The following is a 26,946-nucleotide window of genomic DNA, read 5'->3' as shown; positions in this document are numbered from 1 at the left end:
TTGAATGAAAAGTTTTAAAGTTGCCCTTGCTCAGTTTTCTCCGCATATTGGCAATATTGACTCAAACACCCAAAAGATGATTGAGCAAGCAAATCAGGCGAAAAAACAAGACGCTGACCTGATTATTTTTCCTGAGCTTTCTGTGATTGGTTATCCAGCTGAAGACTTATTGTTACGTCCAAATTTAAATAAGCGGATGCAAAAGGCTTTTGCTCAACTTAGTGAAGTTAAAGATATTGTGATGGTTTTCGGCTTCGTAAACCAGACAGAAGATGGCCAACGTTATAATTCAGCTGCTGTCATGAAAGACGGTCAGGTGTTAGGTGTCTTTAATAAACATAACTTGCCAAACTATGGCGTTTTTGATGAAAAACGTTATTTCCAAAAAGGCCATCAGCACTTGGTATTTGAGTACTTAGGCCATAAGTTTGGTGTACTCATCTGTGAAGATATCTGGTCAATCAATACAGTAAAACAATTAAGCCAATTAAATGTTGATACTGTACTTGTGCTTAATTCATCGCCATATGAAGTGGGTAAACCACAGCATCGTAAACAGACATTAAGTGAGCTTGCAAAGCAGCTTCATTTAAATATTGTTTATGTTAACCAAGTTGGTGGACAAGATGATTTAATTTTTGATGGTACAAGTTTTGTCAGCAATCAAAATGGTGAAATTGCTTTACAAGCACCTAGCTTTAAAGAAGATCTCTATATTGCTGAATTTGACCGCGATACAAAATTATATAAAGTTGTCGAGTCTGCTCCTGCACTAGAAACTTTTGCAGAGATCTATCAAGGTCTAGTCATGGCAACACGTGACTATGTAGAACGCTCAGGTTTTCCTGGAGTAATTTTAGGTCTTTCTGGTGGTATTGACTCTGCCCTTACGCTTGCTATCGCAGTTGATGCAATCGGTGCAGAGAGAGTTCAAGCTGTGATGATGCCATATACTTACACTTCTCAAATTAGTGTAGAAGATGCAGCGGAACAAGCTCGCCGTATGGGCGTGACTTCCGGTATTGCCGAAATTCATTCAATCGTAAATAGCTTCATGCAAACTTTGTATCCGTTCTTTGGTAATTCACCAGCCGATGCAACTGAAGAAAATTTACAAGCGCGCGCTCGTGGCACATTGCTTATGGGCTTATCTAACAAGTTTGGTAATTTAGTTCTTTCTACAGGTAATAAATCTGAACTTTCAGTTGGTTATTGCACACTTTACGGTGACATGGTGGGTGGCTTTGCTGTTCTCAAAGATGTTTATAAAACAATCGTGTTTGAATTAGCAAAATACCGTAATAGCTTAAGTGAAACTCCGGTTATTCCTGAGCGTGTAATTACTCGCCCACCTTCAGCAGAACTGCGTCCAGATCAAAAAGACCAAGACTCTTTACCAGCGTATGATGTATTGGATGCTATCCTTTATGCATACATTGAGGAAGATTTAGGTCAGGCAGACATTATTGCCAAAGGTTTTGATAAAGAAGTTGTTGAAAAAGTCATCCGTTTAGTTGATCGTAATGAATATAAACGTCGTCAAGGTGCGATTGGCCCGAGAATTACTTCTCGTGCATTTAGTCGCGAACGACGTTATCCGATTGTCAACGGTTGGACAGCGAATGACTGAGCAGAAAAACTCATCAAAAACTACAGCACTTGCTCAAGCACTTTTGCTTGAGCAAGTGGAATTTTTCAAAAAACAATTATCTATAGAAAACTCACCTATTTATTTCCGGCAATTTATTCAGCTTTTTATGCAACATGCCGATGAAATTAAACTTTATGAAGTTGTGGATTTAGAACAATTACAAGCCGTTGTGAAACGCTATACTTTTGAAATGCAGCTCGGTGCAGGCTTGCTTGAGTTTATTGGGGAAATTGCACAGCGTATTTATTTATCTGCCATGAAATCTCCAGTTCAGCTACAAGACTTGGTATCCGATCACCAGTTTGAAATGTGGCTTTTCAAGTTTTTGGAAATGGAGCATATTCCACATTATCTCAATCAGTTTTTAAGAACTAGCCCATCTGTCCAACAGCTTTGCCAATATATTGCCACTTCAACCTTAGAACAAAAATTACCTAAATTTCTAACAGCCTCTAGAGTGGATGACTACCATTTTGAATGGCAACATAAACTCAAAAAATTCTCTTTTTTACAGCAACAACGTCTTGAGCATAAGCTCGAAACGTGGATTGCCAGCTTTATTCATGAACAACTGACAGAATTAAGCCTTTTATCGGCTGAAGATTTAGAAAGCTTAATACGTCATATCTGGGAAGATATTAGACATAAAAAAATCTATGAGTTTATGAAACAGCTCACTCCTCTCGATGTTGAGGAGTTCTTTGTTTTAATTTATGAATACTGGAAAGAATTAAGACAGTCACAATTTATGCAAGGTCTTATTTTGTATGGTGTCGAAGTTTTTTATGATTTTTATAAAGACCAAAGTTTATTTGAAGTATTAAGTGCAATTGGTTTATCCGAAACTGACTTACAAACTGAAGCTTTACGTTTTTATCCAAAAGTTATGGATGCCTTTAATGAACACGGTATTTTGGAACCGTTACTTCAAGCGCTCTTAGCTCCTTTTTATCAAAGCTCAAAAACACTCGATATAATTGAAAAACATCTTAGTGAGTAAAAAATAGATAAAAAGAAACCACGCAGGAGCGTGGTTTTTAAAATGGTGGCTATGACGAGACTTGAACTTGTGACCCCCGCATTATGAGTGCGGTGCTCTAACCAACTGAGCTACATAGCCGTAAACTGTGTGCGCATTATCTATAGTTCTGTATAGCAGGTCAATACTTCAAAACTCTTTATGCCCACCAAATGAACAAATATGATTCAGATCACCATCATTTGTTCATTTTTTAGCAAATTCTTACTTTAAGCAATTGATCGGCCACAGAAATATATTAAAGATCTAATACCAATTTTTTACCTTTTGCTCTTGATACACAAATCATCATACTCTTTTGTGAAGCTTTTTCGGCATCACTTAAGTATTGATCGAAGTGTTCTGCTTCACCTTCTAAGATAGCGGTTTCACATGTACCACAAACCCCTTCTCGGCATAGACATTCCACATCAATATTTAATGTCTCGATGGCTTGTAAAATAGTCTGGTTACTTTGTACTTCAATTTCCTGATTAGATTTGGCAAGTACCACCGTAAATGCTTCACCATCTTCAGGAACTGTTGAGGCAAATTGTTCCCAATGAATGTATTCATCGCGGTAACGGTGCTTGTTACAACAATCAATCACAGCATCAATCATAGGTTTAGGTCCACATACATATACATGTGTGCCTTTTGGTTGCGATGAAATTAATTCGTCTAAATTAAGCATGCTGCCTTCTGAGTCAACATAACTAAATACATGCCCTGCATGTTTCTGTGTTAGCTCATCAAGTAAAGCTGCATGTTCAGGTGAACGGTAAGCATAGTGCAGCTCATACTCTGCTCCACGTGCTGCCAGCTCATCCATTTGAGGTAAGAATGGTGTAATACCAATACCACCAGCTATCAAGATATGTTTATTGCCTGTTTCAGCTAATGGAAATAAATTTTTTGGTTCTGAAATCTGGATTTCACAGCCTTCATTGCACTGATCATGCATGAAAACTGATCCGCCCTTACCTTCCACATCCTTACGAACGCAGACTTGGTAAGTTGATAAATCTTGCGTACAGCTCATCAATGAGTAGGCATTGGAAAGTTGTTCATTCATTTTGACAATAATATGGCTTCCCCCACTAAATCGAGGAAAGTTCTGCCCATCTTGACGTTTGAACGTAAACCGTTTGATTAAAGGGGTTAGCTGTTCCACACGAGTAACAACCGCTGGGAACATTTCATAATGACTCGCCATATTAGAATCCTTCTTTTACCGCATATTTTTGTTGTTAGGGCTTATCCTTAAAGCCCTAAACACATGTATTTAATGGTCATGAATTCTTCAAGACCATATTTTGAGCCTTCACGCCCAACACCTGATTGTTTCACACCGCCAAATGGTACAACTTCATTTGAAATTGCAGTGGCATTCATACCGACCATTCCATATTCAAGCTGTTCTGACACTCGCCATAAACGTGAAATATTTTCGCTATAAACATACGCTGCCAAACCGAAGATCGTGTCATTTGCTTGAGCAACCACATCTGCTTCATCTGTAAAGCGAATAAGCGGCGCAACTGGACCAAAAATTTCTTCTTGGACAATTTCCATTGTACGGTCAACGTTAGTTAAAACTGATGGTTCATAAAAGGTTTGTCCTAAAGCATGCTGCTTACCACCACAGGCAATCTTAGCGCCTTTGCTCACTGCATCATCAATTAACTGCTGTGCTTTCAAAACTGCCTTTTCATTAATTAATGGGCCAATTTGTACGCCATCTTCAAGTCCATTACCGACTTTAAACTTTTGTACTTCTTGTACAAACTTCTCGGCAAAAGCTTGATAAATATTGTTATGTACATAAATGCGGTTAGCACAAACACAGGTCTGGCCTGCATTACGGAACTTGGCAAAAATCGCGCCTTGTACAGCTTTATCTAAATCGGCATCATCAAACACAATCAGAGGAGCATTTCCGCCCAACTCAAGCGCCAATTTTTTAATGGTGCTTGAACACTGCTGCATCAATAAACGGCCCACTGGCGTTGAACCAGTAAAAGTTAACTTCTTCACTTTTTCATGTGAAGTAAATACCGAGCCAATTTCTTGAGATTTACCAGTAACAACATTAATCACACCAGCTGGAATACCTGCTTTTTCTGCAAGCTTTGCAATCGCTAATGCACAGTAAGGTGTTTCATTGGCTGGCTTAATCACGACCGTACAACCCGCTGCTAGAGCTGGCGCTGCTTTACGGGTAATCATGGCAATTGGGAAATTCCACGGCGTAATCGCAGCCACCACACCCACAGGTTCTTTACTGATAATAAAGCGCTGCTGGTTATTTACCGTTGGAATCACATCACCATAAATACGCTTGCCTTCTTCGGCAAACCATTGAATAAATGATGCAGCATAGCGAACCTCACCTTTTGCTTCTGCTAAAGGCTTGCCTTGCTCAATGGTCATGATTAAAGCAAGTTCATCGGTATGATCGAGAACCAGTTTATGCCAGGCCAATAAGATATCAGCACGGTTTTGGGCCGTTAAAGCTTTCCAACTTTGTAAAGCCGTATAGGCAGCTTCAACTGCTTGGGTTGCCTCCGCTGCTCCCATATTAGGAATTGTGCCAATTTCTTCGCCTGTAGCTGGGTTACTCACCGGAACCGTGGCATTTGACTGTGCAGCTAGCCATTGCCCATTAATATAGGCTTGTTGCTGAAATAGTTCAGTACTTTGTAAACTCGACATATCGTCTTCCTAACTGAAGAATCAGGTGTAAGTCATGTTTACACCTGAATAAATCCCTTTGTTTTTATTGATGGTACTGCGCCACAAGATGTTGGAAGTAAGCAATACCATGCTCACTGATACCAGAACGTTGCTTGTCAGTCATGATACGGCCTTGACCACGATAACCACGTGATTTCAATCCACGTTGTACGCTCTCTACCAAGTTCAAATCTTCCGGGCGGAATACATTGCGATACCACTCAATCAAATCTTTTTGATCTTGAGTCAGTTCTTCGTTCGTAAAGTAAATATCGTAATGCTGCAAAGTTGTTTCTGCATCAACAGGGAATTCATAAATAACTGTCATGAAGTTGCTGCCTGGTGGTACGTTGAACATGGTGCAAGGCCAAGTCCAGAAACCATGAAACTCAGGATCTGTTACTGATGGATCAAGTTTGAATGACTTCTCAGATGAACGTGCAAAACCATATTGCAATGTCCAGTTTTGATGCGTTGTGTGCCAGTATTTATCGACTTGTACAGAGTCAGCAAAGCCTGGATGTGCAGGTCCACAGTGGTAGCATTCCATGTAGTTATCAACAATCACTTTCCAGTTTGCTGGTGTTTCTGTCACAAAGCGTGCTGCCAATTTTAAATCTTTAATCACACCACATGCTTGATTTAAACGTTCAGCAAAGCCCGGTAGCTGGTCTTCTACACAAGTCGCATTTTCATCCATATTAATAAATACGAAACCTGCATATTCTTCGACTTTTAAAGGCACCATGCTTGAGTTTTCTTTATCGAAAGATTCAACGTGGTCACAGTTACGTGCCAATGCCAAGCTACCGTCTAGCTTAAACGTCCATGCATGATATGGGCAGGTAATTACATTTTTTGCTTTACCACTACCGCTTAAAAGTTCATGACCACGGTGCGGACACACATTATAAAATGCGCGTAGAACACTATCTTTACCACGAATGATGACAATATTTTCACCAATTACTTTACGGGTAATATAGTCATTTGGCTGAGCCAACTCACTACCATGTGCAACGCAAATCCAGCTTTTAGCAAAGATTGCCTCTTTCTCGTGCTCAAAAACTTGAGATGAAGTATAGAAAACTTTAGGGAAAGTCCATGCAACATCTGGGTTTGCGCAAAAATCTTCAGGTAATTTTTCAACTGCACTCATGTTTTTACTCCATTAAATTCTTTTCGTCCAAATGACTCGATATTAAATTGATGTCTTTTCGGCACTGCTCAACATGCGACGTATTGCACTTAGCATGTTTTGATATAAATGTTGAACTTCCGGACAGTCACGCATCAGACGTAAACTGCCATGTAATAAACCTTTACCTAAATGAAACTCGTTAGGGATGCCTGCTTGTTCCAGTTTTTGGGTAAAGAGATAACCGTCATCACTTAAAGGGTCATATTCTGCAACAGCCACAAAACTTGTAGGCATATCTGAAAAGTCCGTCGCCAATAAAGGAGCTAGACGTAAATCCTGCCAATCTTGTGAGTCCGGAGCATATTCCTTTAAATAAAAATGCATATCTTCTGTCGTTAACAACGGCGCATGGGCGTGCTTTTGTGCGGATGGGGTATCAAATGCTGTCGTTAAACATGGATAAACCAATGCCAGCCCTTGAGCTTGCAAACCACTATGTTGTAGCTCCACTGCAAGAGCTGCTGCTAAATTACCGCCTGCGCTATCACCTGCTAGAACGATATTTTCACTATCGATTTGCCAAGCTGAACCATGTTGTTTAAGCCAGTGATAGACTGCTAAACAATCTTCAAAGGCTGCTGGAAAGCGATGCTCTGGTGCCAAGCGGTAATCCACACTAATAACAACCGCATTTAAGTCCTTACACAAATAACTGGTAATAAACTCATGTGAATCGAGTCCACCCACCATCCAACCACCGCCATGTAGATACAACACACATGGCCAACCAGACTCAGGTCGATTTGTTTTTGGTAAATACACACGAACAGGCACAGGATGCTCTTCATTTGCAATCACTCGATCTTCTACATCTAACTTGTCATCACGTGGCAAAGTGTAGTGTCGGCACATGGCATCATATGCCGCACGGACTGAGTCAATATCTGCATCTGCTGGTGAATAAATGCTGCTCCAATACACAAGGCTTTGCATTTCTTCACTTAAGGCATAAGTAGCCTGTTCATATGTCGTCATTACCGTTCCCTCTAGCTGGTTTTTCTATCCAGTTTGATTGAGCTTGCAAGCTCAAGCTGCATCCGTTTTGCATGTTCATCTTGAGTCTGGTTTAAACCAATCTCCTGATCATCATAACCTTGTTGCTCAATTAAATGTGATGGGACTTTGGCATAATCCTGTATGAGCCATTTCACTAAGCCATAGGTCTGAATCAGAATAATCACGATGAATGGTAAAGCCGTCACAATAGTTGCCGTTTTCATGGTGTCTAATGGTGCTTTACTAAAGATCATGGCAATTGGAACTAAGGTCAGCATGACACACCAGAACAAACGTGCATTTGGCGATGGATCTTGCCCTTCACTTAAACCGCGTGTACATGTTGCTGAAACCGCATACCCGACTGCATCCATATGCGCTGCCAAGAACACCACCATAATGCCGAGGAAAATCCACATCATGAGTTTTCCGGCAGGTAACAGACTAAGCAATTGACCAATCGCAACCTCACCACCTTGTTGGCTCAAGATTTGTGGCACATTTACAGCTCCATGAATAAAGCTATAAACGCTGTAATTTTCAAATACTCCAAAGATGAACCAAAGCCCGACACTGCCACCAATGACCATGGCAAAGATCACTTCTTTAATGGTACGACCTTTAGAAACACGCGTTACAAAGAGTGCCACACCCGGTGCATATGAAATCCACCATAACCAGTAGAAAACAGTCCATTCACGAGTAAACTTGCCATCACCCATTGGGTCGGTAAACAAACTCATATCAACAAAGTTAGTTGCCATTAACCCGAAACTCATTAATGAATTATTCAAAATGAATTGGGTCGGACCAAAGCAAAGTACATAAATTGCAAATAACACTACACCCAAGCACACCATATGGCTTAAACGTTGCATGCCCTTGTCCATACCTACATATGAACTGAGTGCGAACAGAACTGAAACTGCCAAAATAATGATGACCTTGGTCATAAAGGTATTTGGAATACCTGTGAGCTGAGACAAAATATTGGTAAATGTCACGGCAGTGAGTACTAATGAAATCGTCAATGCACCGAACATGCAAAGCAAGAACATTAAGTCGACTAAACGACCAACCACGCCGGTTGATTTAAAGCCTGTCACAGCCTCAATCACTGAAGCTAAACTTAAACCCTTGTTTTTTCTCACATGATAGCTGTAGCACAAAGAAATTGATGCCAAAGCATAAATTGCCCAAGCACTTAAGCCAGAGTGAAAAAACGAGTAAGCCACGCTATATTTCAATGCTTCTGCTGACTCAGGTGGTAAGCTCAAACCTGGAGTTTGATAATAGTAGGCCCAGTCCAAAAAGCCCCAGTACAATGTAGAAGACCCAATACCCGACAAGATGAACATAAAAATCCATGACATTGTGCTGTATTGAGGTTTTCCTTCTCCAAGCTTAATTTTTCCGTATTTACTAAAGGCAAGACCAAAAGTAAAAATGATAGCTAAAAAAGCAAATAGTAATACTGGAGTTGTAAATACCGATGTCGTCCACTGCATCCACGTTGCAGCAATCTTTATCGATTCTTGCGAATAAATCGCCAAACCAGCAACTGAAATAAATACAAACAGTAAGCTGGTTACGGCAAGAAATTTATCCGTATAAATTTTTGTGTTTTGATTATCCATATCCATACATCCATTTTTGGATGGCGTTATTCCATAGCGAATACGTCCATTTTAGTTTGGGCTACACATGATGCAATTGCATCTCCTACCTCATAAGTCTTTGCCTGACCGCCGATATCGGCTGTTTTTGGGCCATTAATTAATACATTCTCAATCGCCTGCATAATGTCTTGACCCGCTTGGATACAGCGCTCGTCTTCTTCACCAAAGAATTCGAACATCATGGCACCCGACCAAATCGCAGCGATTGGGTTGGCAATTTGTTTACCGTAAATATCTGGTGCTGAACCATGGACAGGTTCAAACAGTGATGGAAATTTTCTTTCTGGGTTTAAATTTGCCGATGCCGCTAAACCAATGGTTCCCGTACATGCAGGACCTAAATCGGAAAGAATATCGCCAAATAAATTCGATGCCACAACCACATCAAAACGTTCAGGTTGTAAAACAAAACGAGCCGCTAAAATATCAACATGCTGTTTATCAGCTTGAATTTGTGGATACTGTTTTGCCATCGCATCAACACGCTCATCCCAATACGGCATGCTCACTGCAATACCATTTGACTTGGTCGCTGCGGTAATTTTTTTCGCATCTCGCTGATTTGCAAACTCAAATGCATAACGCAAAATTCGATCTACGCCATGACGTGTAAATACGGCTTCTTGTAAAACAAACTCGCGGTCTGTACCTTCAAAAGCTTTACCACCAATGGCTGAGTATTCACCTTCACTATTTTCACGAACCACGTAGAAGTCGATATCGCCCGGTTTTTTACCTACCAATGGACATTTCACACCCGGCATTAAGCGCACTGGACGTAAATTCACATATTGGTCAAAACCACGACGGAACTGGAGCAGCGAACCCCAAAGCGAAATATGGTCAGGCACTTTATCTGGCCAGCCTACAGCACCAAAATAAATTGCATCGTAGCCCTGTAAAGTTTCAAACCAGTCATCTGGCATCATTTTGCCGTGCTCAAGATAGTAATCGCAGCTTGCCCAATCGAAAGCATCTAACTGAAGATCAATGCCGTACTTCTCTGCTGCTGCCTTTACAACCTTAATACCTTCTGGTAGAACTTCTAAACCAATGCCATCGCCTGCAATCGTGGCAACTTTATATCTTTTTGCCATAAGCTTCCTTCACACCTTCGACTAATATCCTTGTATGGCTTAAACATGATGTTTTAAGCAAAAATGATCAACAACAGAACTATCACTCCAATGGACACGGATCGTGAATAATCTACCTAACCTATCGGATTTAAAGGTTTTTTGCACAGTCGCCAAACTAAAAAGTTTTGTCGAATCTGCTGAGGAACTCGGGACATCGCCAGCTTTTATTAGCAAGCGAATTAATATTTTAGAAAACACGTTGAGCTGCAAACTTTTTCACCGCAGTACACGTCACGTTAGCCTGACAGAAGATGGCAAACTCATACTTGAGAGAGTTTCAAATATTCTTGAAGAATTTGATGAAGTCTGCGAACTGGTCAATAACCCGCTGAGTACACCCACGGGTCGTATGGATATTATTAGTAGCTTTGGTTTTGGCAGAAAACATGTCGCACCAATTTTGTCTAAATTAATGATGCTGTATCCAAAACTACAGATTCATTTTGATACCATCGACAACACCAAAGACCTGATTCAACACAGTATTGATTTAGACATTAGAATTGGTAATGAAATTGCACCCAATATGATTGCGAAGAAGCTGGCTTCTAATTTTCGTATTTTGTGCGCGTCACCGAGTTATTTACTTAAACACGGTGTACCTGACAGTATTGAAGATTTGCAAACACATGACTGTTTAACAATTAGTGAACGCGACCAATCCTCGGTTTTATGGAAATTTAGGCATGCTTCCGAAGATGTCTCAGTGCATATCAAACCCCGCTTTGTTTCAAATAACGGTGAAATTATTCATCAACTTGCCATAGAAGGTCACGGTATTATTTTCCGTTCGATTTGGGATGTTGCAGATGAATTGATTACCGGCCAACTTCAGCATATTTTGCCTGAGTACTGGCAAGATGCAGATGTCTGGGCAGTTTATCCATCACGACTCAAAAGCTCATCTAAATTACAAACCTGTATTTTGTTTATTCAAAACGAATTGCTCAATCGTTTACAGCATGTGCAAAACCTAAGCCGTGGACAACTCATTTCACCAGCCGTCAAACGAGAGCCACCACCTGAAAAAGTCTTTCTATAAAAAAAAGCCCTAAGTGGGCCTGTTCACTTAGGGCAATAGTTTACTTTTAACTTTTAGAAATAATATCCAATTGAAAGATAAAACAGTTTATCCCAATCATTACTGCTACCTTGTGCAAGGCCATTCGCCCCACCACCTACCATTGGATCATTTTTACTCATAATATATTCACCCTGAATACCAATGGCTTTGTAATTAAAATAAACGCCTGCAATTAAACGCTCAGAGTCTTTATATCCCTCCTCATCTTTGAAAAAGCGGCTATGAGAGATATAGGGCTTAATATTTTCAATTTTGTGGAATGGCTGAGCAAAGGTATAGTTAATTTCATTGACCAGATATTTTCCTTTGTTAGCAACTTGATACGGGTAATCAAATGCTCCAATGGTTGAGCTATTTGGCAATAAATTATCGCCATTAGTGACATCTTGCTTACCTGCTAAGAACATCCATTGCCATGCTTGATATTGCGTTTGAGCAAATACATTCCATGATTTGCGGTGTCCATCTTCGTCTGTTCTTTTATTTTCTAAATCAGAATACCAAACTGAACCACCTAACTCGGTCGAAAGTTTTTGAGCTTTATCAAGCTCAAATTTTCTAGAGGCCCGTGCAATCCACATATTTTTTTCTTCAATATTGGTTCCTGTAGTTAAATCATCAGCTTCAACGAAATTACCACTATATCGGCTTGAGTCTTTTGATGTCCCCTTATAATTTCCTCCATCAGTTGGATAGAATCCTAAGGTTAAATTGTATTTGTCATCTGCAAATTTATATTTAATCCCCAGATTATCAATATCTTCTAAACCAACGGTATTTAAAAGCGTTTCGTAATAACTACTTCCCCAAAATTCACCAAAGCCAAAATCAACAGGCTGCAAACCTGCCGTGACTCTTTGTTGGTCAGATAACTTATACCCTACCCAAGCTTTTTTCAGAAAAATCGCATCACACAAGCGATCATATTGATAACAGCGAGCATCTGCTCCTGCAATCCAGTTTGGGTTTTCATAACCTAACACTAATTTAATATCAGTAAGTCGCCAGTCATCATTTTGGGAACCTTCATTGGCCCCGACCACATAATCTTTATGTAAATAACGAGAACGTACTGCACCAGATACTTTAAATTGACCCGAATCTAAAGTTGGATCACCCCAACTCAAATCAGCTGCAGAGACTTGTGCTCCAGCAGTTAAACTTAGAATTCCTAAAAATAATAATGACCTTTTCATGTCTTCAACATCCTTGTTAAGTGTTATAAGAACATGAAGAAATTGGCTTAGACAAACAATGCCAGAACTATGAAGTCGGTCTTTACAAACTGTGTTTAATCAAAAAGACAAGCATAAAAAAAGACCACGCAGGAGCGTGGTCTGTAAAATGGTGGCTATGACGAGACTTGAACTTGTGACCCCCGCATTATGAGTGCGGTGCTCTAACCAACTGAGCTACATAGCCGTAAACTGTGCGCGCATTATCTTAGCTTCTTAACCGCGCGTCAAGAAAAATTTTCAATAAAATGAGGTGAAGTGAGCCTATAAGCCGGGTTCTGTCGAGGATGGTCATTCCTCTAGGCGTACAATCACTCATACGCTCAAGCGACCTACCCGAATCCAGTACGGGCCGCACCTAGGATTCCTATTTGGTCTTGCTTCTGGTGGGGTTTGCCATGCCGTGAACTGTTACCAGACACGCGGTGCGCTCTTACCGCACCCTTTCACCCTTACCTCACGAATGAGGCGGTCTACTCTCTGCTGCACTTTCCGTCGGCTTTCACCGCCCAGGCGTTACCTGGCACCCTGCCCTATGAAGCCCGGACTTTCCTCTCCTGCTTCAGTCACGGAGACCTCCACAGCAGCGACCATCCGGCTCACTTCGAGGGCGCATATTAACAAATTTATTGACTAATTGCTTGTGCTTTTTTGAGCAATTAGTCTTTTATATTTGTCGAGTAACTGTTCTTCCGTTTCCTCATGCTGCGGATCTTTTGGAATACAGTCTACTGGACAAAATAATTGGCACTGTGGCTGGTCATGGTGACCAACGCACTCTGTACATAAATCCGGATTGATTTCATAAATCACTTCGCCCATAAAGATCGCTTCATTGGGACAAACTGGTTCACAAACATCGCAGTTTATGCATTCATCAGTGATATATAACGACACGTTACCAACCTTGTTGATGTTTACGTTCAAAGGCTTCAACCACAGCTTGCGGAACAAACTTGGTTACATCTCCTTTTAAACGAGCAATTTCTCGAATTAATGTCGAAGAAATAAAAGAATACTGTTCAGAAGGTGTTAAAAACACCGCCTCGAAATGTGGATCAAGCTGACGGTTCATATTGGCCAGTTGAAATTCATATTCAAAGTCAGAAACTGCTCTTAAACCACGAAGTACTGCTGTGGCCTTTTGTTCTTTAAAAAAGTTAACCAACAAACCATCAAAACCTACAAACTCAACATTTGATAGATGGCCTAATGATGATTGCGCCAGTGCGACTCTTTCTTCTAAGCTGAACAAAGGGTTTTTATGATGTCCAATTGCAATCGCTACTACAACTTCATCAAACATTCTTGATGCTCTAGTAACTAAATCAACGTGCCCATTCGTGATAGGGTCAAATGTTCCAGGATAAATTACACGCGTTTTAGACATCCGCTAGTACTCTAATTGTATTGTGCGCCTATTTTAGCAAAAGTTATACATGAGACGAAATATTGATATGTGGGAAAAAACTTCACCTTGGCATCAGTTTACGGCACAATAGGGACAATTGTGGAAGTTTGAATTATGGCGAAAGCAACAGTAGTAAAGAAACATAATGGCGGAACCATTGCACAAAACAAACGTGCCCGTCATGATTATTTTATCGAAGAAAAATTTGAAGCTGGCATGTCTTTACTAGGCTGGGAAGTAAAATCTTTACGTGCCGGTCGTATGAGTTTGACAGAAAGTTATGTCATTTTTAAAAATGGTGAAGCATTCTTATTTGGTGCTCAGATTCAACCACTCCTTTCTGCATCTACACATATTGTGCCGGAAGCTACACGTACACGAAAATTATTATTATCTCGTCGTGAACTTGAAAAGCTTATGGGTGCGGTGAACCAAAAAGGTTATTCGTGCGTTCCATTAGCATGTTACTGGAAAGGTCATCTGGTTAAGCTTGAAATTGCACTCGTGAAAGGTAAACAACTTCACGATAAACGTGCGACTGAAAAAGAACGTGACTGGCAACGTGATAAAGCACGTATATTTCATAAGTAATAGACTAAAAAGCCTCTTTATAGAGGCTTTTTTATTTTTCACTAATTTAATCTATATAAAAGCCCAGCAATATATTCACCAAACCATTTAGCCGTATCTAAATCACCTTGCGGCGGTGTAATTTCAACAGGTGCATTATCTGATTGAGTCATCAACCCTAAACAGCTCGATAAACGGTTTAAATCGGTTTCAGTATGGCCTGTTGTCATTAAAGGTAAACCTGACCACAACATGCCGTGCTGCATCGCAAAAATATTAAGTTGTTGCAGAACCGCCAGTTTATCACCACTTAAACCGCCCGAATTTGCAAAACCCGCTGCTAACTTACCCTGCCATAAACGATTTTTCCAACGTTTAGATGTACTATCCATAAACTTTTTAAAATCGGCAGTTACGCTTCCCATATAAGTTGGGGAACCAAAAATAATGCCCTGTGAGGCATCTAAAACATCCCAATCAATATGCTCAATATTCATCACATGTACTTTGACGCCCATCACTTCGGCGCCACTTGCGATAGCAGACGCTACCTTTGCAGTGTGACCATAAGGACTGTGATAGACAATAGAGAGATGTTTTTCAGGCAAAGACATAAGCTTAATATTTTGAGCGATTTTTTCTATTTTATCATTTTATTAAAACTTGCTAAACCTTCCTCTATAAACATGAAATCTCGGTACTTGCCTTAATTTCTTGAATAAATATAGAAAATTCAAAATAAAAAAACTCTCTTATGCTATTTTGAAATTTAAACAACATAAGAGAGTATTATTACAACAATCATATCCTTAAGAAGAAATATGATTTTTCAAAACTACATAAAAACAAAAGTTGCCATACGGCCAGTTTTAGCCTCACGGCGGTAAGAAAAATATTCATCTTGCTGTTGGTATGAACACTGATCTCCCCCTAAAACTTTTTCAACTCCTAGGCTCTGTAAGATAAAACGAGCAATTGCGTACAAATCAGCATGAAATTTATTTGGAGCTGCCCCATCAATAAATGCAGTTTCCAATTCAGGATATTTACTACAAAAAGCAGTTTTTACCTCTGCTCCAATTTCAAAGCAAGGTTGACTAATCGCGGCACCCAACCATGCCCATGTTGGAGGGCTCTGCATTGCAGCAACTGTATTTTCAATAATACCTCCCGCTAAACCTCGCCAACCTGCATGTAAGTTAGCAATTTCTGTACCTTCAGCATTACCAAGCACGACTGGTAAACAATCGGCTGTCATCATCATTAACGCATGACCTTTGGTTTGCGTAATCAAGCCGTCGCCAATTAAAGCTGTAAAGGGAATTTGTTCATTTACTGTATGGCAAATCGTGCTATGTGTTTGGGTCATCCATGTCATTTTTTTAACCCCAAACTGAGCAAATTCATCTAACAGCATTATCCGATGCTGCTGGACACGCTGAGCTTCGTCTTTAACGTGCAAAGCAAGGTTAAAACCTGTTAGCTCTGTTTGCTCTGCTGGTAATGCCAAAGGGTGATGAACTCGTGTCTGCCCTACGAATACGCCTTGAGGTAACCCTTGAACAAATTCCATATACCAGTCCTTAATATGCAGCGTTTTCTGTACGTAAAACATTAACCAACTGCGTAAAATCTTCAGGCCATGGTGCTTCGAATAACATTTCTTCACCAGTACGAGGATGTTTTAAGCCCAATTTAGCTGCATGAAGTGCTTGGCGTTTAAAACCGCGTAAAGTTTCGATGAGTAACTCAGATGCCCCTGCCGGAATACGTACACGGTTCATATAAACTTGGTCACCGACCAAACCATGTCCAATATAACTAAAGTGAACGCGAATCTGGTGGGTACGGCCAGTCTCAAGTTGCGCTTGTACACGAGTAAAGTCTCTAAAACGCTCTTTCACGTTATAGTGCGTTACAGCATCACGCCCACCCGGCAAAATTGCCATTTTTACACGGTCAACCGGATGTCTTTTTATCGGCTCATCGATTGTGCCACCTGCAATAATATTGCCATAAGTGACTAAGTCATAAATACGATAAACAGATTTATCTCCCAATTGTTTACTCAAAGAAAATTGTGCTTCGAGATTTTTAGCAACAACTAGTAAACCACTGGTATCTTTATCAATACGATGTACTAGACCAGCACGTGAAAGCTCGGCTGACTTAGGTGAATGGTAAAGCAAAGCATTGACCAAAGTACCCGAGGTATTACCTGCGCCAGGATGAACCACCATACCTACCGGTTTATTAATGACTAAAATATCTTCATCTTCGTAAACAATATCGAGTGGAATATTTTCTGGTTGACTGTTGGTCTGTGCTTCAAGCTCAACATTTAAAGTTAGCGTTTCATTGCCTTCGCAGCGATATTTAGGTTTGACAATGTTACCATTTACCAACAGATGACCTTCTTTCATCCATTGTTTAAGTTTTTCGCGTGAAAACTCACTCCACACCATGGCTGCCACTTGGTCGATACGTTGCCCTAAGTAGCTTTCATCTAACTGAACTTGCAACGATAAACGTGTTGCAGTTGTATCAGAAGTATGGTTATCTGCATCCTCAGAATCTTCTAGTAAATTGAAGTCTGTTTCAGAGAAGTTTGTGTTTGAAGATTGTGCTGAAGTCATTTGATCATTTAGATAAAAGTGGTTTAATAGCGCAATTGTAGCTCATTGCCCAACATAACAGAGGAGTTTTTATGTCGCTACCACGTTATAAAATTACGATGCTTGCCTTATCTTTAGGTGTAGCGTCTGCATTTGTGGGCTGTAGCAGCAATCCAAGTAAAAAAGAAGTGGTCGATACTGGCCCTCAATCTAGTGAACAAGCATATTTTGACAAGGCTCAAAAAGCTCTTGATCGTGGTCAATATCTTGACGCTACCAAATCTTTAGAAGCGATTGATACTTATTATCCAACTGGACAATACGCACAACAAGCACAACTTGAACTTCTCTATTCAAAATTTAAGCAAAAAGATTATGAAGGTGCGATTGCACTCGCAGAACGTTTTATTCGTTTAAATCCTCAGCATCCAAATGTAGATTATGCTTACTATGTACGTGGCGTATCTAATATGGAGATGAACTACGATAGTTTGTTGCGTTACACCTCTTTGCAACAATCTCATCGTGATGTGAGTTATTTAAAAGTTGCATATCAAAACTTTGTTGATCTTATTCGTCGCTTCCCAAGTAGCCAGTACTCTGTCGATGCAGCACAGCGTATGAAGTTTATTGGACAAGAGCTTGCTGAAAGTGAAATGAATGCAGCGCGTTTTAACGTTAAACGTAAAGCATGGATTGCCGCGGCTGAACGTTCACAATGGGTGATTGAACACTACCCACAAACACCTCAAGTACCAGAAGCTTTAGCAACTTTGGCATATAGCTATGACCAATTAGGTGATAAGGCAACTTCGCAACAATACATCGAAGTTTTAAAACTTAATTATCCGAGCCTTGTCAATAAAAACGGCACTGTCAATATGCGTGCTGCACGTAAAGAAGGTAACTGGATCAACCGTGCAACCTTAGGTATTCTTGGTCGTGAATCTAAGTCTGTAACACCAGATACGACTACTTCTTCTGAAGCTGAACCAAAACGTAGTCTACTAAACCGCGTAAGCTTTGGTTTAATTGGCAACTCAGGTAAAGAAGAAGCGGAAGAAACAACTAACACACCTGTTGAAGCACCAAAAAGTGAACGTAGTTGGACTAATCGCTTAAGCTTCGGTTTACTAGATAAACCTGAGCCAAAAGCAGCAGAAGGCACAACAATTGCACCAGCAACATCTTCGAATGAAGCACCGAGTGCCTCACCAGCAGATAACGAAGCAGATGACGCTGCTCAATAAGCAATAAAGCTTAAAAATAACCAACAAACAGGCAAGTAATATCACTTGCCTGTTTGTTTTTATAAAATAGTAAAATATTTATCGGGCATATCTCGATTCATCATGTCAGAATAATCTGACCTATCGCATCATTAGTTTAAACACGGTTATCTGAATTATGGCAATTCCACAGCATACGATTGATCAGATCTTAGATCGCACAGATATTGTCGATCTGATTGGTCAACGTGTGAAACTGAAAAAAACCGGACGAACTTATTCTGGTTGTTGCCCTTTTCATCAAGAGAAAACGCCTTCTTTCCATGTTTACCGCGATAAACAGTATTATCACTGCTTTGGCTGTCAGGCGAACGGAAATGCTATTCGCTTCCTAATGGACATTGATAACCGAAACTTTATTGATGTGATGAAGGAATTATCGAGTAATACGGGAGTCGAATTACCAAAAGATAATACTGATAATAAAAAACTGTCTTATACACGCCAAGTTACAAAACAATCAACACCGCCCAAAACGGTTGCTGAACCGACTACTCAAGCACCTATAGAAGATCAGTACAATACGTTTGAACCCGTATATTTTGATGATCCCTTTGCCCAGTTTGAACAGCCATTTAGCTTTGATGAGCCAGTACAAGAAGGTAATTTATATGACCTTCTAGAAAATGTTGCCCAGTTTTATGAACATCAATTACCGACTAGTCAAAAAGCTAAAAATTACTTTAAGCAACGCGGTTTAAGTGACCAGACTATTCAGTTCTGGCGTTTAGGTTATGCTCCTGAAGACTGGCAGCATCTGGAAAAAGCTTTCCCTTATGATATTGAGGGCTTAAAGCAGCTTGGCCTCATCCGTTCAAGCGATAGTGGTCGTGACTTCGACCTTTTACGTGATCGTGTTATTTTTCCAATTCGGGACCCTAAAGGCCGTGTAGTTGGCTTTGGTGGTCGTGCGCTCAATGATGAAATTAAACCTAAATACATCAACTCGCCCGATTCGGAAGTATTCCACAAAAATCAATTACTATATGGGCTATATGAAGGCCGAAAATTAAAAGCAAATGACTGGTTAATGGTCGAAGGATATATGGATGTCATTGCTTTACAGCAATATGGCATTACTGGTGCAGTTGCGACTTTAGGAACAGCAAGTAATACCGAACACCTTAATATCTTATTTAAACAAAATAACCGGATTACGATTGCTTTTGACGGTGATGCTGCAGGTCAAAAGGCCGCACGCCGAACTTTAGAAATTGCATTACCCTTACTCAATGATGGTCGTGAGCTCAAATTCTTTGTATTGCCAAATGACCATGACCCTGACTCTTTAATCCGCCGTGAAGGGGTGGAAAATTTCCAGAAGCTTCTACAGCAAGCTCCTTTACTTTCTGACTTTGTTTTTGCTCATCTTACTGGGCAACATGACATTAGTACGCCCGAAGGTAAGAGTCTTGTTATGGGCGAATTAAGAGAATTGACCGAGTTATTGCCAAAACAAGGGTCTTTTCGCTATCTACTAACCCAATCTTTCCGTGAAAAATTAGGCTTAGGTAAGCGCTTCACTCCACAAATTAGCCACGATGCATCACTATCTTTTAATATTCAAACGAAAGATGAAGACTTTGCAATTGCAATTTTGATGCACCATCCGTTTCTTTATATTCATTTTGAAGGATTAAGGGCTTATATTCCGCAAGATGAGCTGTTGGCTAAAATATTAGCAATTTTAAACCGTATATTTGACGAATTGCCTGATGACCAAGAACTAGCTACCTACTATGTTTTAGGTGCTTGTAGCACTTATTGCCATGAAATTGCAGATATTATGCAAAGGACCAATATTCAAGCCTTAACTCAAGCACCGGAAGTAGCAGATAAACTCGCAAAAGAATATGCTTTAGGCTTACAAGAAAGATATTTACGTCAAAAACTAAAATCTAAAATCTCATTAGTTGAGTCAAGAAACTTAAGACAACAACTCAATGAACTTACCAAACAAATTAGCTTAAGACTTCTTTCTTAACGTTTGGGTTTTCGCTCATGATCAAATACATCCTGTAAATGCTGCTGTAACCATTCAAAATAGTCCGGACTCTCTGCTTTTGCAGCTTCACGCAACAACATAGAGGTCGGATGTATTAGTTTTTGCGTCAAACGATGGGCAAATTGCTGCAACACTTGCTCAGGATTTCCACCATGATGCAGAGCCTCTAATGCATGGGTAAGCTCTCGCTGGCTAATTTCTTCACTATGTTGGCGATAAGCATGAATTGTACTGCCCGCCTCTTTGACTTTTTGATGCGTAATTAGCTGGGTAGCTAGCTGATTAACCATCACCTCAGCTTCAACAGCCGCTTGACGACGTTGAGCCAAGTTTTCATCGATCACACTTTGTAGATCATCTACGCCGTATAAATACACCCCATCAAGCGACTCTACTTTAGGGTCAATATCACGCGGTACAGCTAAATCGACCATTAACATTTGCTGATAACGGCGTTTTTTTAATGCAGTTTTGACATCTGCATAAGCAATAACCTGATGCAAACTACCCGTACAGCTTGAAACAACATCGGCACGATATAGATTCTCAGCCAAATCTGAAAAATCAATAATCTCAACTTCAACTTGATGTGCAATTTCTTGGGCCAATTGATCGGCACGTTCACGGCTACGATTACAAATAATCATCTTAGCAACGCCCATTTCGGCTAAATGCTTGGCAACAAGGCTGTTCATTTCGCCTGCAGCAACCACCATAACCGTTAGTTTTTCAGGTTTACTAAAAACCTGTAAAGCGAGCTGGGCAACTGCATAACCCATTGAAACGGCATGACTACCTACAGCTGTTTCAGAGCGCACACGTTTAGCGGCGTAAAAAGCGTACTCAAATACACTATTTAATTCTGGAGAAACTGTTTGCGCTTCTTTAGACAATGCTAGAGCACTTTTCACCTGCCCTAAAATTTGCGGTTCGCCCAACATGAGTGAGTCCAAACCACTTGCTACACGCATTAAATGTGTGATGGCTTGAGCATTTTCGTAACGATAAACATGATGAATTAACTGCTTTACATCAATATTATTGGCATCGGCTAACCATTTCAGAAGGCTTTCGGCATCTTCCGCCATGGCGTAGACTTCTGTACGGTTACACGTTGAGACAACCACTAAGTCTTTTAAAGACTCGTGATGACGTTGTTCGGCAAGCAAATTACTTAATCGCTCTGCATTGAAAGCAATTTGCTCGCGGAGTTCTACAGAAGCTGTTTGATGGTTGACACCCAATGCAAAGAAAGACATATCAGATCATCATTTCGCTAAATTTATGCTATTGTGCAACATCGGTGTCATAAAAAGCATTACTTTGGATCAATAAAAATTGCGTCAAATGAATAGCCGTATTAATTTTAACGGTGCTTCGATAAGACAGTATTCTACCACATTCTTATTGTTAGGTAGCATGTCCTCATATGTCTATGCACGTCCAGTGCAAGAGACCTATGCCGTGCATTCATTTGATCAGGCTTTACAGCAGAGTATGGTTGCTGAATTTGCCTTAGCTTATGACGATATTCCCACAGCACTGCACAATTACACAGTGCTTGCGATAAAAAGCAACTCAACAACAATTAAACAGCGTGCATTAGACGTTGCACTTGAATATAACGACTTACAAGCTGCATTAAATATTGCAACACATTGGGTTGTTCAAGAGCCTAAAGATGTCCCTGCTTTATTTTATTTATCGCATATTGCGCTAAAAACACATGAATATCAGCTTGCTGCCGAGACTTTAGATAAAATTTTAAAAATAGATCCAACTGCCGATCTTGAACAAATTTTGGCAAGCATTGCACCTGAAAATGCACAGGATCGAGAAGTTTTATTAACTGCTTTACGTTCTAGTGCAGAGAAAGACAACCCATCCATCTTAGCGCTTATTGCCAACCTAGAAGCACAAAATGGTCAGTTAGAACCAGCCTTAAGTACCATTAATCGCGCACTACGCCGTCGCCCTAAAGTGACCAGCTTTATCTTAATGAAAGCCAATTTACTAATCGCACTCAGTGATCAGGAAGGTGCTTTAAAATGGTATGCAAAATCAAGCCGTAAATATAAGAAAAACCTAGATATTCGCCTAGCCGAAGTACGTTATCTCATCCAGATTAATCAACCCCAGCTTGCTCTTGAAAAATTAGAGAAAATTATTGAAAGCAATCCTCATGCTGAAGAGGCTTTGTTTATTGCTGGTTTAACCAGTATTGACCTTAAGCAATATGACAAAGCAGAACAATATCTGGTTGATTTACGCAACTCTGCAAAATATCAAAATGAGGCGTATTACTACTTAGCGATTAATGCTGAAAGAAAACAACATTATGAAACTGCTAAAGCTTACTACCGTTTAGTCGATGGTAGTTTGTATATTGTTTCAAGACGCAATCTCATTGCGATCTATGATAAACAAGAAAACTTACACGACGCTTTACGCTTTTTAACCCAAGAACGAGTCAATTATCCTCAGCATGCAAGCTTTCTTTACCAAGCTCAAGCTGAAATTTTGAAGAAGATGGGCAATAAAAAAGCTGCATTAAATTTATTAGATGAAGCGATCAAAAACTTACCGGATGATCCGGAGCTCATCTATGCAGAAGTTTTATTATTAGACCCTTATACTGACCGCGATAAACTCGATAAAACACTCAAACAATTATTGCAGTTAGAACCCAATAGCCCAACGTACCTAAACGCCTATGCTTATACATTAGCTTTGCAAAATCGTAGGCTTAAGGAAGCACGTCAATATGCCGAACAGGCTTTAGAATATGCCCCTGAACAAGCTTCTATTCTTGATACGCTAGGCTATATCGCATTTTTACAAAATGATTATGAAGCGGCTGCGGAAGCTTTAGGCAAAGCATATGAACTAAGTCATAACATAAATATTGGCATTCGTTACGCTAAGGCACTTTATATGCAAGGATCATTAACTCAGTTCAGTGCCGTGTTACAACAACTGAAACAAAAGCACGCAAATGATCCACAATTACAACAACTTGATGCGTTAATTTTACCTACATCTGCAAAAAAGAGTTAAATTTATGAGCAAACTTGCCCAACTGTGCACAGCGATCTGTGGATCAAGTGTTTTATTTTTAACCGGTTGTCAGCATTTTACTCAACCTAAAGCTGCAGTTACCCACCAAGTACAAGACGAAAAACACTTCAATTTACAAGGTAAAATTGGAGTACGCACTCCCCAACAAACTGGTAGTGCATTCTTTACATGGATTCAACAGCAAGACAATTTCGATATCGAATTAAGCGGTATTTTAGGTGTTGGAAAAACACAAATTCAGGGTAAACCTGGTGAAGTTACTCTAAACAGTGCTAAAACTGGACTGATTACGGCTGCATCTCCTGAAGAACTTTTAGAGCGTGCAACTGGCTGGCAAGCACCAATTACTCATTTAACCAGTTGGATTTTAGCGAAACCTGCAACTTTAAGTGCTCAAATTAGTAAAGATAATGCAAATCGTGTGAGCCAACTCATCGAAGATGGCTGGACAGTTAATTTTAGTTATGATGGTGAACAAACTCTACCAAATAAACTGGTTTTAAAGCAGGCTCTTGCTGAAGATAAAGAAAACCGTATTACAATGGTGATCCAAAACCGCTAATCCTTATTATATAAATCTATGATTCGAGTACCTTCTCCAGCTAAGCTCAACCTGTTTTTGCATATCACAGGACGTCGTGAAAATGGTTACCATGAACTACAAACCATTTTCCAACTTATTGATTTATATGACTGGATGACATTTACGCCTTTATCTGAAGATGAGATTCAGATTGAAGGTTTAGGTGAGGTTCAACTTGAGCAAAATCTGATTTATCGGGCGGCACAGATATTACGCCCTCACGCTCAAAATCCTTGCGGACTCCATATAAAAATTGAAAAAAATATTCCGATGGGTGCCGGTTTAGGTGGCGGTTCTTCCAATGCAGCAACGACGCTTATTGTCTTAAATCAATTATGGCAATGTGGTCTAACTGAAGAACAATTAGCTCAGTTCGGTGTCAAGCTTGGTGCCGATGTTCCAATTTTTATTTATGGGTTAAATGCATGGGCTGAAGGGATTGGTGAACATTTATCATTCATAGACTTAGATCAAAAACAATTCATTGTTTTAAAACCTGATTGTTTTATCAGCACTCAACTGCTTTTTTCACAAAAAACATTGACAAGAGATTCTAAGCCCACTACATTTTGCGCCTATCAGTTAGAACCTTCTAATTTCGGAAATAACTTTGAGCCTCTGGCTAGAGAGTTATACCCTGAAGTTGAAGAAGCAATGCAATATCTCGACCAGTTTGGTCATGCAAAGCTTACAGGTACAGGTGCTTGTGTTTTTGCTGAGGTAACCGATGAAATGAATGTTGATGACATTCTTAAACATGCACCATGTAAAGCTTACTTGGTACATAGTTTAAAAGAATCTCCTTTACGTCATTTTAAAGTTGCAAGTTAGGGGCGTCGCCAAGTGGTAAGGCAGCGGGTTTTGATCCCGCCATCCGTTGGTTCGAATCCAGCCGCCCCTGCCATTTTCCACCTGTAATGATGATTGTATTAGGGGCGTCGCCAAGTGGTAAGGCAGCGGGTTTTGATCCCGCCATCCGTTGGTTCGAATCCAGCCGCCCCTGCCATCTTAATACAGCATCGAATTTAGGGGCGTCGCCAAGTGGTAAGGCAGCGGGTTTTGATCCCGCCATCCGTTGGTTCGAATCCAGCCGCCCCTGCCATTCTCTTATTTAAAAGACAGACTTAATTGCCTTGCTTTTTGTTGATTAACCTTGACATTGCATTGCAAAAATATTAAAGTTCTGCCGCATTAGGGGCGTCGCCAAGTGGTAAGGCAGCGGGTTTTGATCCCGCCATCCGTTGGTTCGAATCCAGCCGCCCCTGCCATCTACTTCATTACATACCAACCGCCAAGGGTGCTTCATGCCCAATCTTGTCGTTTTTAGTGGAAATGCTCATCCACAGTTCGCTCAAAAAGTCGTAAGTCACTTACATATCCCTCTAGGTGCTGCATCAGTCGGTCAGTTCTCTGATGGTGAAATTTCAGTAGAAATTACTGAAAATGTTCGTGGTAAAGACGTATTTATCGTTCAGCCTACTTGTGCTCCAACCAATGACAACCTTATGGAAATCTTGGTTATGGCAGATGCTTTGCGTCGTGCAAGTGCTGGTCGTATTACTGCTGTTATCCCTTATTTTGGTTATGCTCGCCAAGACCGTCGCCCACGTTCTGCACGTGTGCCGATCACAGCGAAAGTTGTTGCAGACATGCTTACCACTGTTGGTATTGACCGTGTCGTAATGATTGACTTACATGCTGACCAAATCCAGGGCTTCTTCGATATTCCAGTCGACAACATCTACGGTACTCCTGCTTTGCTTGCTGACTTACGTCAACAACAACATGACAACCTTATGGTGGTTTCTCCTGACGTTGGCGGTGTTGTACGTGCTCGTGCCGTTGCTAAACAGATGGGTGATATCGATTTAGCAATCATCGACAAACGTCGTCAAAAAGCCAACGAGTCGCAAGTTATGCACTTGATTGGTGACGTAAAAGATCGTGATTGCGTTATCGTAGACGACATGGTTGATACAGCTGGCACATTGTGTAAAGCAGCTGATGCGCTTAAACAATTCGGTGCACGTCGTGTTGTTGCTTACGCAACTCACCCTGTACTTTCAGGTAAAGCAATTGAGAACTTACGTAACTCTGTTATTGATGAGTTAGTTGTAACTGACACAATTCCTCTTTCTGAAGAAGCATTAAACTTAGGCAAAATTCGCCAAGTTTCTGTTGCTAGCATGGTTGCTGAAACGATTCGTCGTATTAATAACGAAGAGTCTATCAGCGCGATGTTCGATAGTTTATAATATTGCAGCTTTTTTCTTAACCCTAGCTTTGGCTGGGGTTTTCTATCACTAAACTGGTCGCAAGTTTAGTTTATTTAATCTTTAATGAGGATTTATCTCATGGCAAACTTCGTATTAAACGCTCAAGCGCGTGCTGAAGACAAACAAGGGAAAGGTGCGAGCCGCCGCCTTCGTCGCGAATCTTTAGTTCCAGCTATCATCTACGGTGGTAACGCTGAGCCTGTAGCAGTTACTTTAGAACTTCGTGAGCTTGTAAAAGCTTTAGAAAGCAACGCTTTCTTTGAAGAAGTTGTTGAAATCAAAGTAGGTGACAAAGTTGAAAACGTTAAAATCCAAGCGTTACAACGTCACCCAGCTAAAAACACTCCTATGCACGCTGACTTCAAACGCGCATAAGTGTT

Annotated in this window: 24 protein-coding genes, 6 tRNA genes and 1 other RNA gene; 15 read left to right on the top strand and 16 right to left on the bottom strand. The window is 40.4% G+C overall.

The features are described 5' to 3' along the window. Positions 1–4 precede the first annotated feature (4 nt). Together EGS71_RS17450 and EGS71_RS17445 are read left to right on the top strand one after the other, a co-directional pair. The gene (locus EGS71_RS17450) at positions 5–1,630 is read left to right on the top strand and encodes an NAD+ synthase (RefSeq protein ID WP_002009526.1); all 1,626 of its coding nucleotides are present in this window, start codon (positions 5–7) and stop codon (positions 1,628–1,630) included. After that, complete coding sequence (locus EGS71_RS17445) at positions 1,623–2,651, top strand: hypothetical protein (RefSeq protein ID WP_000139302.1); 1,029 nt, start codon at positions 1,623–1,625, stop codon at positions 2,649–2,651. Before EGS71_RS17450 ends, EGS71_RS17445 begins: the two co-directional genes overlap by 8 nt. Before the next feature lie 43 nt (positions 2,652–2,694). Here the strand turns inward: EGS71_RS17445 and EGS71_RS17440 are convergent. The 7 genes from EGS71_RS17440 to EGS71_RS17410 all read right to left on the bottom strand — a co-directional run bounded on the left by EGS71_RS17440 (position 2,695) and on the right by EGS71_RS17410 (position 10,378). Next, a tRNA-Met gene (locus tag EGS71_RS17440) sits at positions 2,695–2,771 on the bottom strand. A 157-nt stretch (positions 2,772–2,928) separates the two neighbouring features. Next, on the bottom strand, positions 2,929–3,885 hold the full coding sequence (gene cntB, locus EGS71_RS17435; protein ID WP_000146428.1) for a carnitine monooxygenase, reductase subunit CntB: 957 nt from the start codon (positions 3,883–3,885) through the stop codon (positions 2,929–2,931). A gap of 47 nt (positions 3,886–3,932) precedes the next feature. Beyond that, positions 3,933–5,384 (bottom strand): NAD-dependent succinate-semialdehyde dehydrogenase, encoded by a 1,452-nt coding sequence (locus EGS71_RS17430; protein WP_000096960.1) that lies wholly within the window; start codon positions 5,382–5,384, stop codon positions 3,933–3,935. A gap of 64 nt (positions 5,385–5,448) precedes the next feature. Next, the gene (gene cntA, locus EGS71_RS17425; RefSeq protein WP_001277084.1) at positions 5,449–6,564 is read right to left on the bottom strand and encodes a carnitine monooxygenase subunit alpha; all 1,116 of its coding nucleotides are present in this window, start codon (positions 6,562–6,564) and stop codon (positions 5,449–5,451) included. Between the two features lie 42 nt (positions 6,565–6,606). Beyond that, a complete protein-coding gene (locus EGS71_RS17420) occupies positions 6,607–7,581 on the bottom strand; it encodes an alpha/beta hydrolase (protein WP_000214726.1) in 975 nt (324 codons plus the stop codon). Positions 7,582–7,592: 11 nt separating this feature from the next. Further along, positions 7,593–9,245, bottom strand: a complete 1,653-nt coding sequence (locus EGS71_RS17415; RefSeq protein ID WP_001984224.1) for a BCCT family carnitine transporter — start codon at positions 9,243–9,245, stop codon at positions 7,593–7,595. Positions 9,246–9,265: 20 nt separating this feature from the next. After that, positions 9,266–10,378: a tartrate dehydrogenase gene (locus tag EGS71_RS17410; protein WP_001129656.1), complete on the bottom strand. Its 1,113-nt coding sequence runs from the start codon at positions 10,376–10,378 to the stop codon at positions 9,266–9,268. Between the two features lie 103 nt (positions 10,379–10,481). Here EGS71_RS17410 and EGS71_RS17405 point away from each other — a divergent pair, with 103 nt between their 5' ends. After that, positions 10,482–11,462, top strand: a complete 981-nt coding sequence (locus EGS71_RS17405) for a LysR family transcriptional regulator (RefSeq protein WP_001061609.1) — start codon at positions 10,482–10,484, stop codon at positions 11,460–11,462. Positions 11,463–11,515: 53 nt separating this feature from the next. Here EGS71_RS17405 and EGS71_RS17400 read toward each other — a convergent pair whose 3' ends face one another. The 5 genes from EGS71_RS17400 to coaD form a co-directional block, all read right to left on the bottom strand. After that, entirely contained in the window at positions 11,516–12,700 is a 1,185-nt protein-coding gene (locus tag EGS71_RS17400) for a porin (protein WP_000830711.1), read from the bottom strand. Positions 12,701–12,849: 149 nt separating this feature from the next. After that, positions 12,850–12,926 (bottom strand) — tRNA-Met (locus EGS71_RS17395). A 64-nt stretch (positions 12,927–12,990) separates the two neighbouring features. Continuing rightward, an RNA gene (gene rnpB / locus EGS71_RS17390) (RNase P RNA component class A) lies at positions 12,991–13,345 on the bottom strand. A gap of 27 nt (positions 13,346–13,372) precedes the next feature. Further along, on the bottom strand, positions 13,373–13,636 hold the full coding sequence (locus EGS71_RS17385) for a YfhL family 4Fe-4S dicluster ferredoxin (protein ID WP_001979799.1): 264 nt from the start codon (positions 13,634–13,636) through the stop codon (positions 13,373–13,375). Position 13,637: 1 nt separating this feature from the next. Continuing rightward, a complete protein-coding gene (gene coaD / locus EGS71_RS17380; RefSeq protein WP_000047853.1) occupies positions 13,638–14,129 on the bottom strand; it encodes a pantetheine-phosphate adenylyltransferase in 492 nt (163 codons plus the stop codon). A gap of 135 nt (positions 14,130–14,264) precedes the next feature. Between coaD and smpB the strand changes: the two genes are divergently transcribed. Then, on the top strand, positions 14,265–14,741 hold the full coding sequence (smpB, locus tag EGS71_RS17375; protein WP_001029798.1) for an SsrA-binding protein SmpB: 477 nt from the start codon (positions 14,265–14,267) through the stop codon (positions 14,739–14,741). Positions 14,742–14,782: 41 nt separating this feature from the next. Here smpB and EGS71_RS17370 read toward each other — a convergent pair whose 3' ends face one another. From EGS71_RS17370 to rluD, 3 genes are all read right to left on the bottom strand, one after another. Next, positions 14,783–15,334 (bottom strand): flavodoxin family protein, encoded by a 552-nt coding sequence (locus tag EGS71_RS17370; protein WP_000056378.1) that lies wholly within the window; start codon positions 15,332–15,334, stop codon positions 14,783–14,785. Between the two features lie 221 nt (positions 15,335–15,555). Next, entirely contained in the window at positions 15,556–16,293 is a 738-nt protein-coding gene (pgeF, locus tag EGS71_RS17365; protein ID WP_000397509.1) for a peptidoglycan editing factor PgeF, read from the bottom strand. Positions 16,294–16,303: 10 nt separating this feature from the next. After that, the gene (gene rluD, locus EGS71_RS17360) at positions 16,304–17,356 is read right to left on the bottom strand and encodes a 23S rRNA pseudouridine(1911/1915/1917) synthase RluD (protein WP_000199621.1); all 1,053 of its coding nucleotides are present in this window, start codon (positions 17,354–17,356) and stop codon (positions 16,304–16,306) included. 71 nt (positions 17,357–17,427) lie between these two features. Between rluD and EGS71_RS17355 the strand changes: the two genes are divergently transcribed. Then, positions 17,428–18,585: an outer membrane protein assembly factor BamD gene (locus EGS71_RS17355; RefSeq protein WP_000056810.1), complete on the top strand. Its 1,158-nt coding sequence runs from the start codon at positions 17,428–17,430 to the stop codon at positions 18,583–18,585. 157 nt (positions 18,586–18,742) lie between these two features. After that, a complete protein-coding gene (locus EGS71_RS17350; RefSeq protein WP_001007235.1) occupies positions 18,743–20,608 on the top strand; it encodes a DNA primase in 1,866 nt (621 codons plus the stop codon). On the opposite strand, the gene hemA is transcribed toward EGS71_RS17350, so the two are convergent. Further along, on the bottom strand, positions 20,605–21,888 hold the full coding sequence (gene hemA, locus EGS71_RS17345; protein ID WP_000007423.1) for a glutamyl-tRNA reductase: 1,284 nt from the start codon (positions 21,886–21,888) through the stop codon (positions 20,605–20,607). The genes EGS71_RS17350 and hemA overlap by 4 nt on opposite strands. An 88-nt stretch (positions 21,889–21,976) precedes the next feature. Between hemA and EGS71_RS17340 the strand changes: the two genes are divergently transcribed. From EGS71_RS17340 to rplY, 9 genes are all read left to right on the top strand, one after another. Beyond that, entirely contained in the window at positions 21,977–23,686 is a 1,710-nt protein-coding gene (locus tag EGS71_RS17340) for a tetratricopeptide repeat protein (protein ID WP_001088484.1), read from the top strand. A gap of 4 nt (positions 23,687–23,690) precedes the next feature. After that, positions 23,691–24,269, top strand: a complete 579-nt coding sequence (gene lolB, locus EGS71_RS17335) for a lipoprotein insertase outer membrane protein LolB (protein ID WP_000039823.1) — start codon at positions 23,691–23,693, stop codon at positions 24,267–24,269. Positions 24,270–24,287: 18 nt separating this feature from the next. Continuing rightward, the gene (gene ispE / locus EGS71_RS17330; protein WP_000621870.1) at positions 24,288–25,121 is read left to right on the top strand and encodes a 4-(cytidine 5'-diphospho)-2-C-methyl-D-erythritol kinase; all 834 of its coding nucleotides are present in this window, start codon (positions 24,288–24,290) and stop codon (positions 25,119–25,121) included. Then, positions 25,120–25,194: transfer RNA gene (locus tag EGS71_RS17325), tRNA-Gln, on the top strand. The genes ispE and EGS71_RS17325 overlap by 2 nt, the downstream gene beginning before the upstream one ends. A gap of 27 nt (positions 25,195–25,221) precedes the next feature. Next, positions 25,222–25,296: transfer RNA gene (locus EGS71_RS17320), tRNA-Gln, on the top strand. Positions 25,297–25,317: 21 nt separating this feature from the next. Further along, positions 25,318–25,392, top strand: a tRNA-Gln gene (locus EGS71_RS17315). Between the two features lie 91 nt (positions 25,393–25,483). Continuing rightward, positions 25,484–25,558: transfer RNA gene (locus tag EGS71_RS17310), tRNA-Gln, on the top strand. Between the two features lie 36 nt (positions 25,559–25,594). Then, on the top strand, positions 25,595–26,545 hold the full coding sequence (locus EGS71_RS17305) for a ribose-phosphate pyrophosphokinase (RefSeq protein ID WP_001133287.1): 951 nt from the start codon (positions 25,595–25,597) through the stop codon (positions 26,543–26,545). A 99-nt stretch (positions 26,546–26,644) separates the two neighbouring features. Next, positions 26,645–26,941, top strand: coding sequence for a 50S ribosomal protein L25 (gene rplY, locus EGS71_RS17300; RefSeq protein ID WP_001273421.1), 297 nt, complete (start codon positions 26,645–26,647; stop codon positions 26,939–26,941). Positions 26,942–26,946: the final 5 nt, after the last annotated feature.

The organism is Acinetobacter sp. FDAARGOS_559, assembly GCF_003940475.1.
GTDB classification, from domain to species: Bacteria; Pseudomonadota; Gammaproteobacteria; order Pseudomonadales; family Moraxellaceae; genus Acinetobacter; species Acinetobacter baumannii.
Note: the sequence above shows the minus strand (reverse complement) of the source record. Positions and strands in the feature narration are given on the sequence as shown.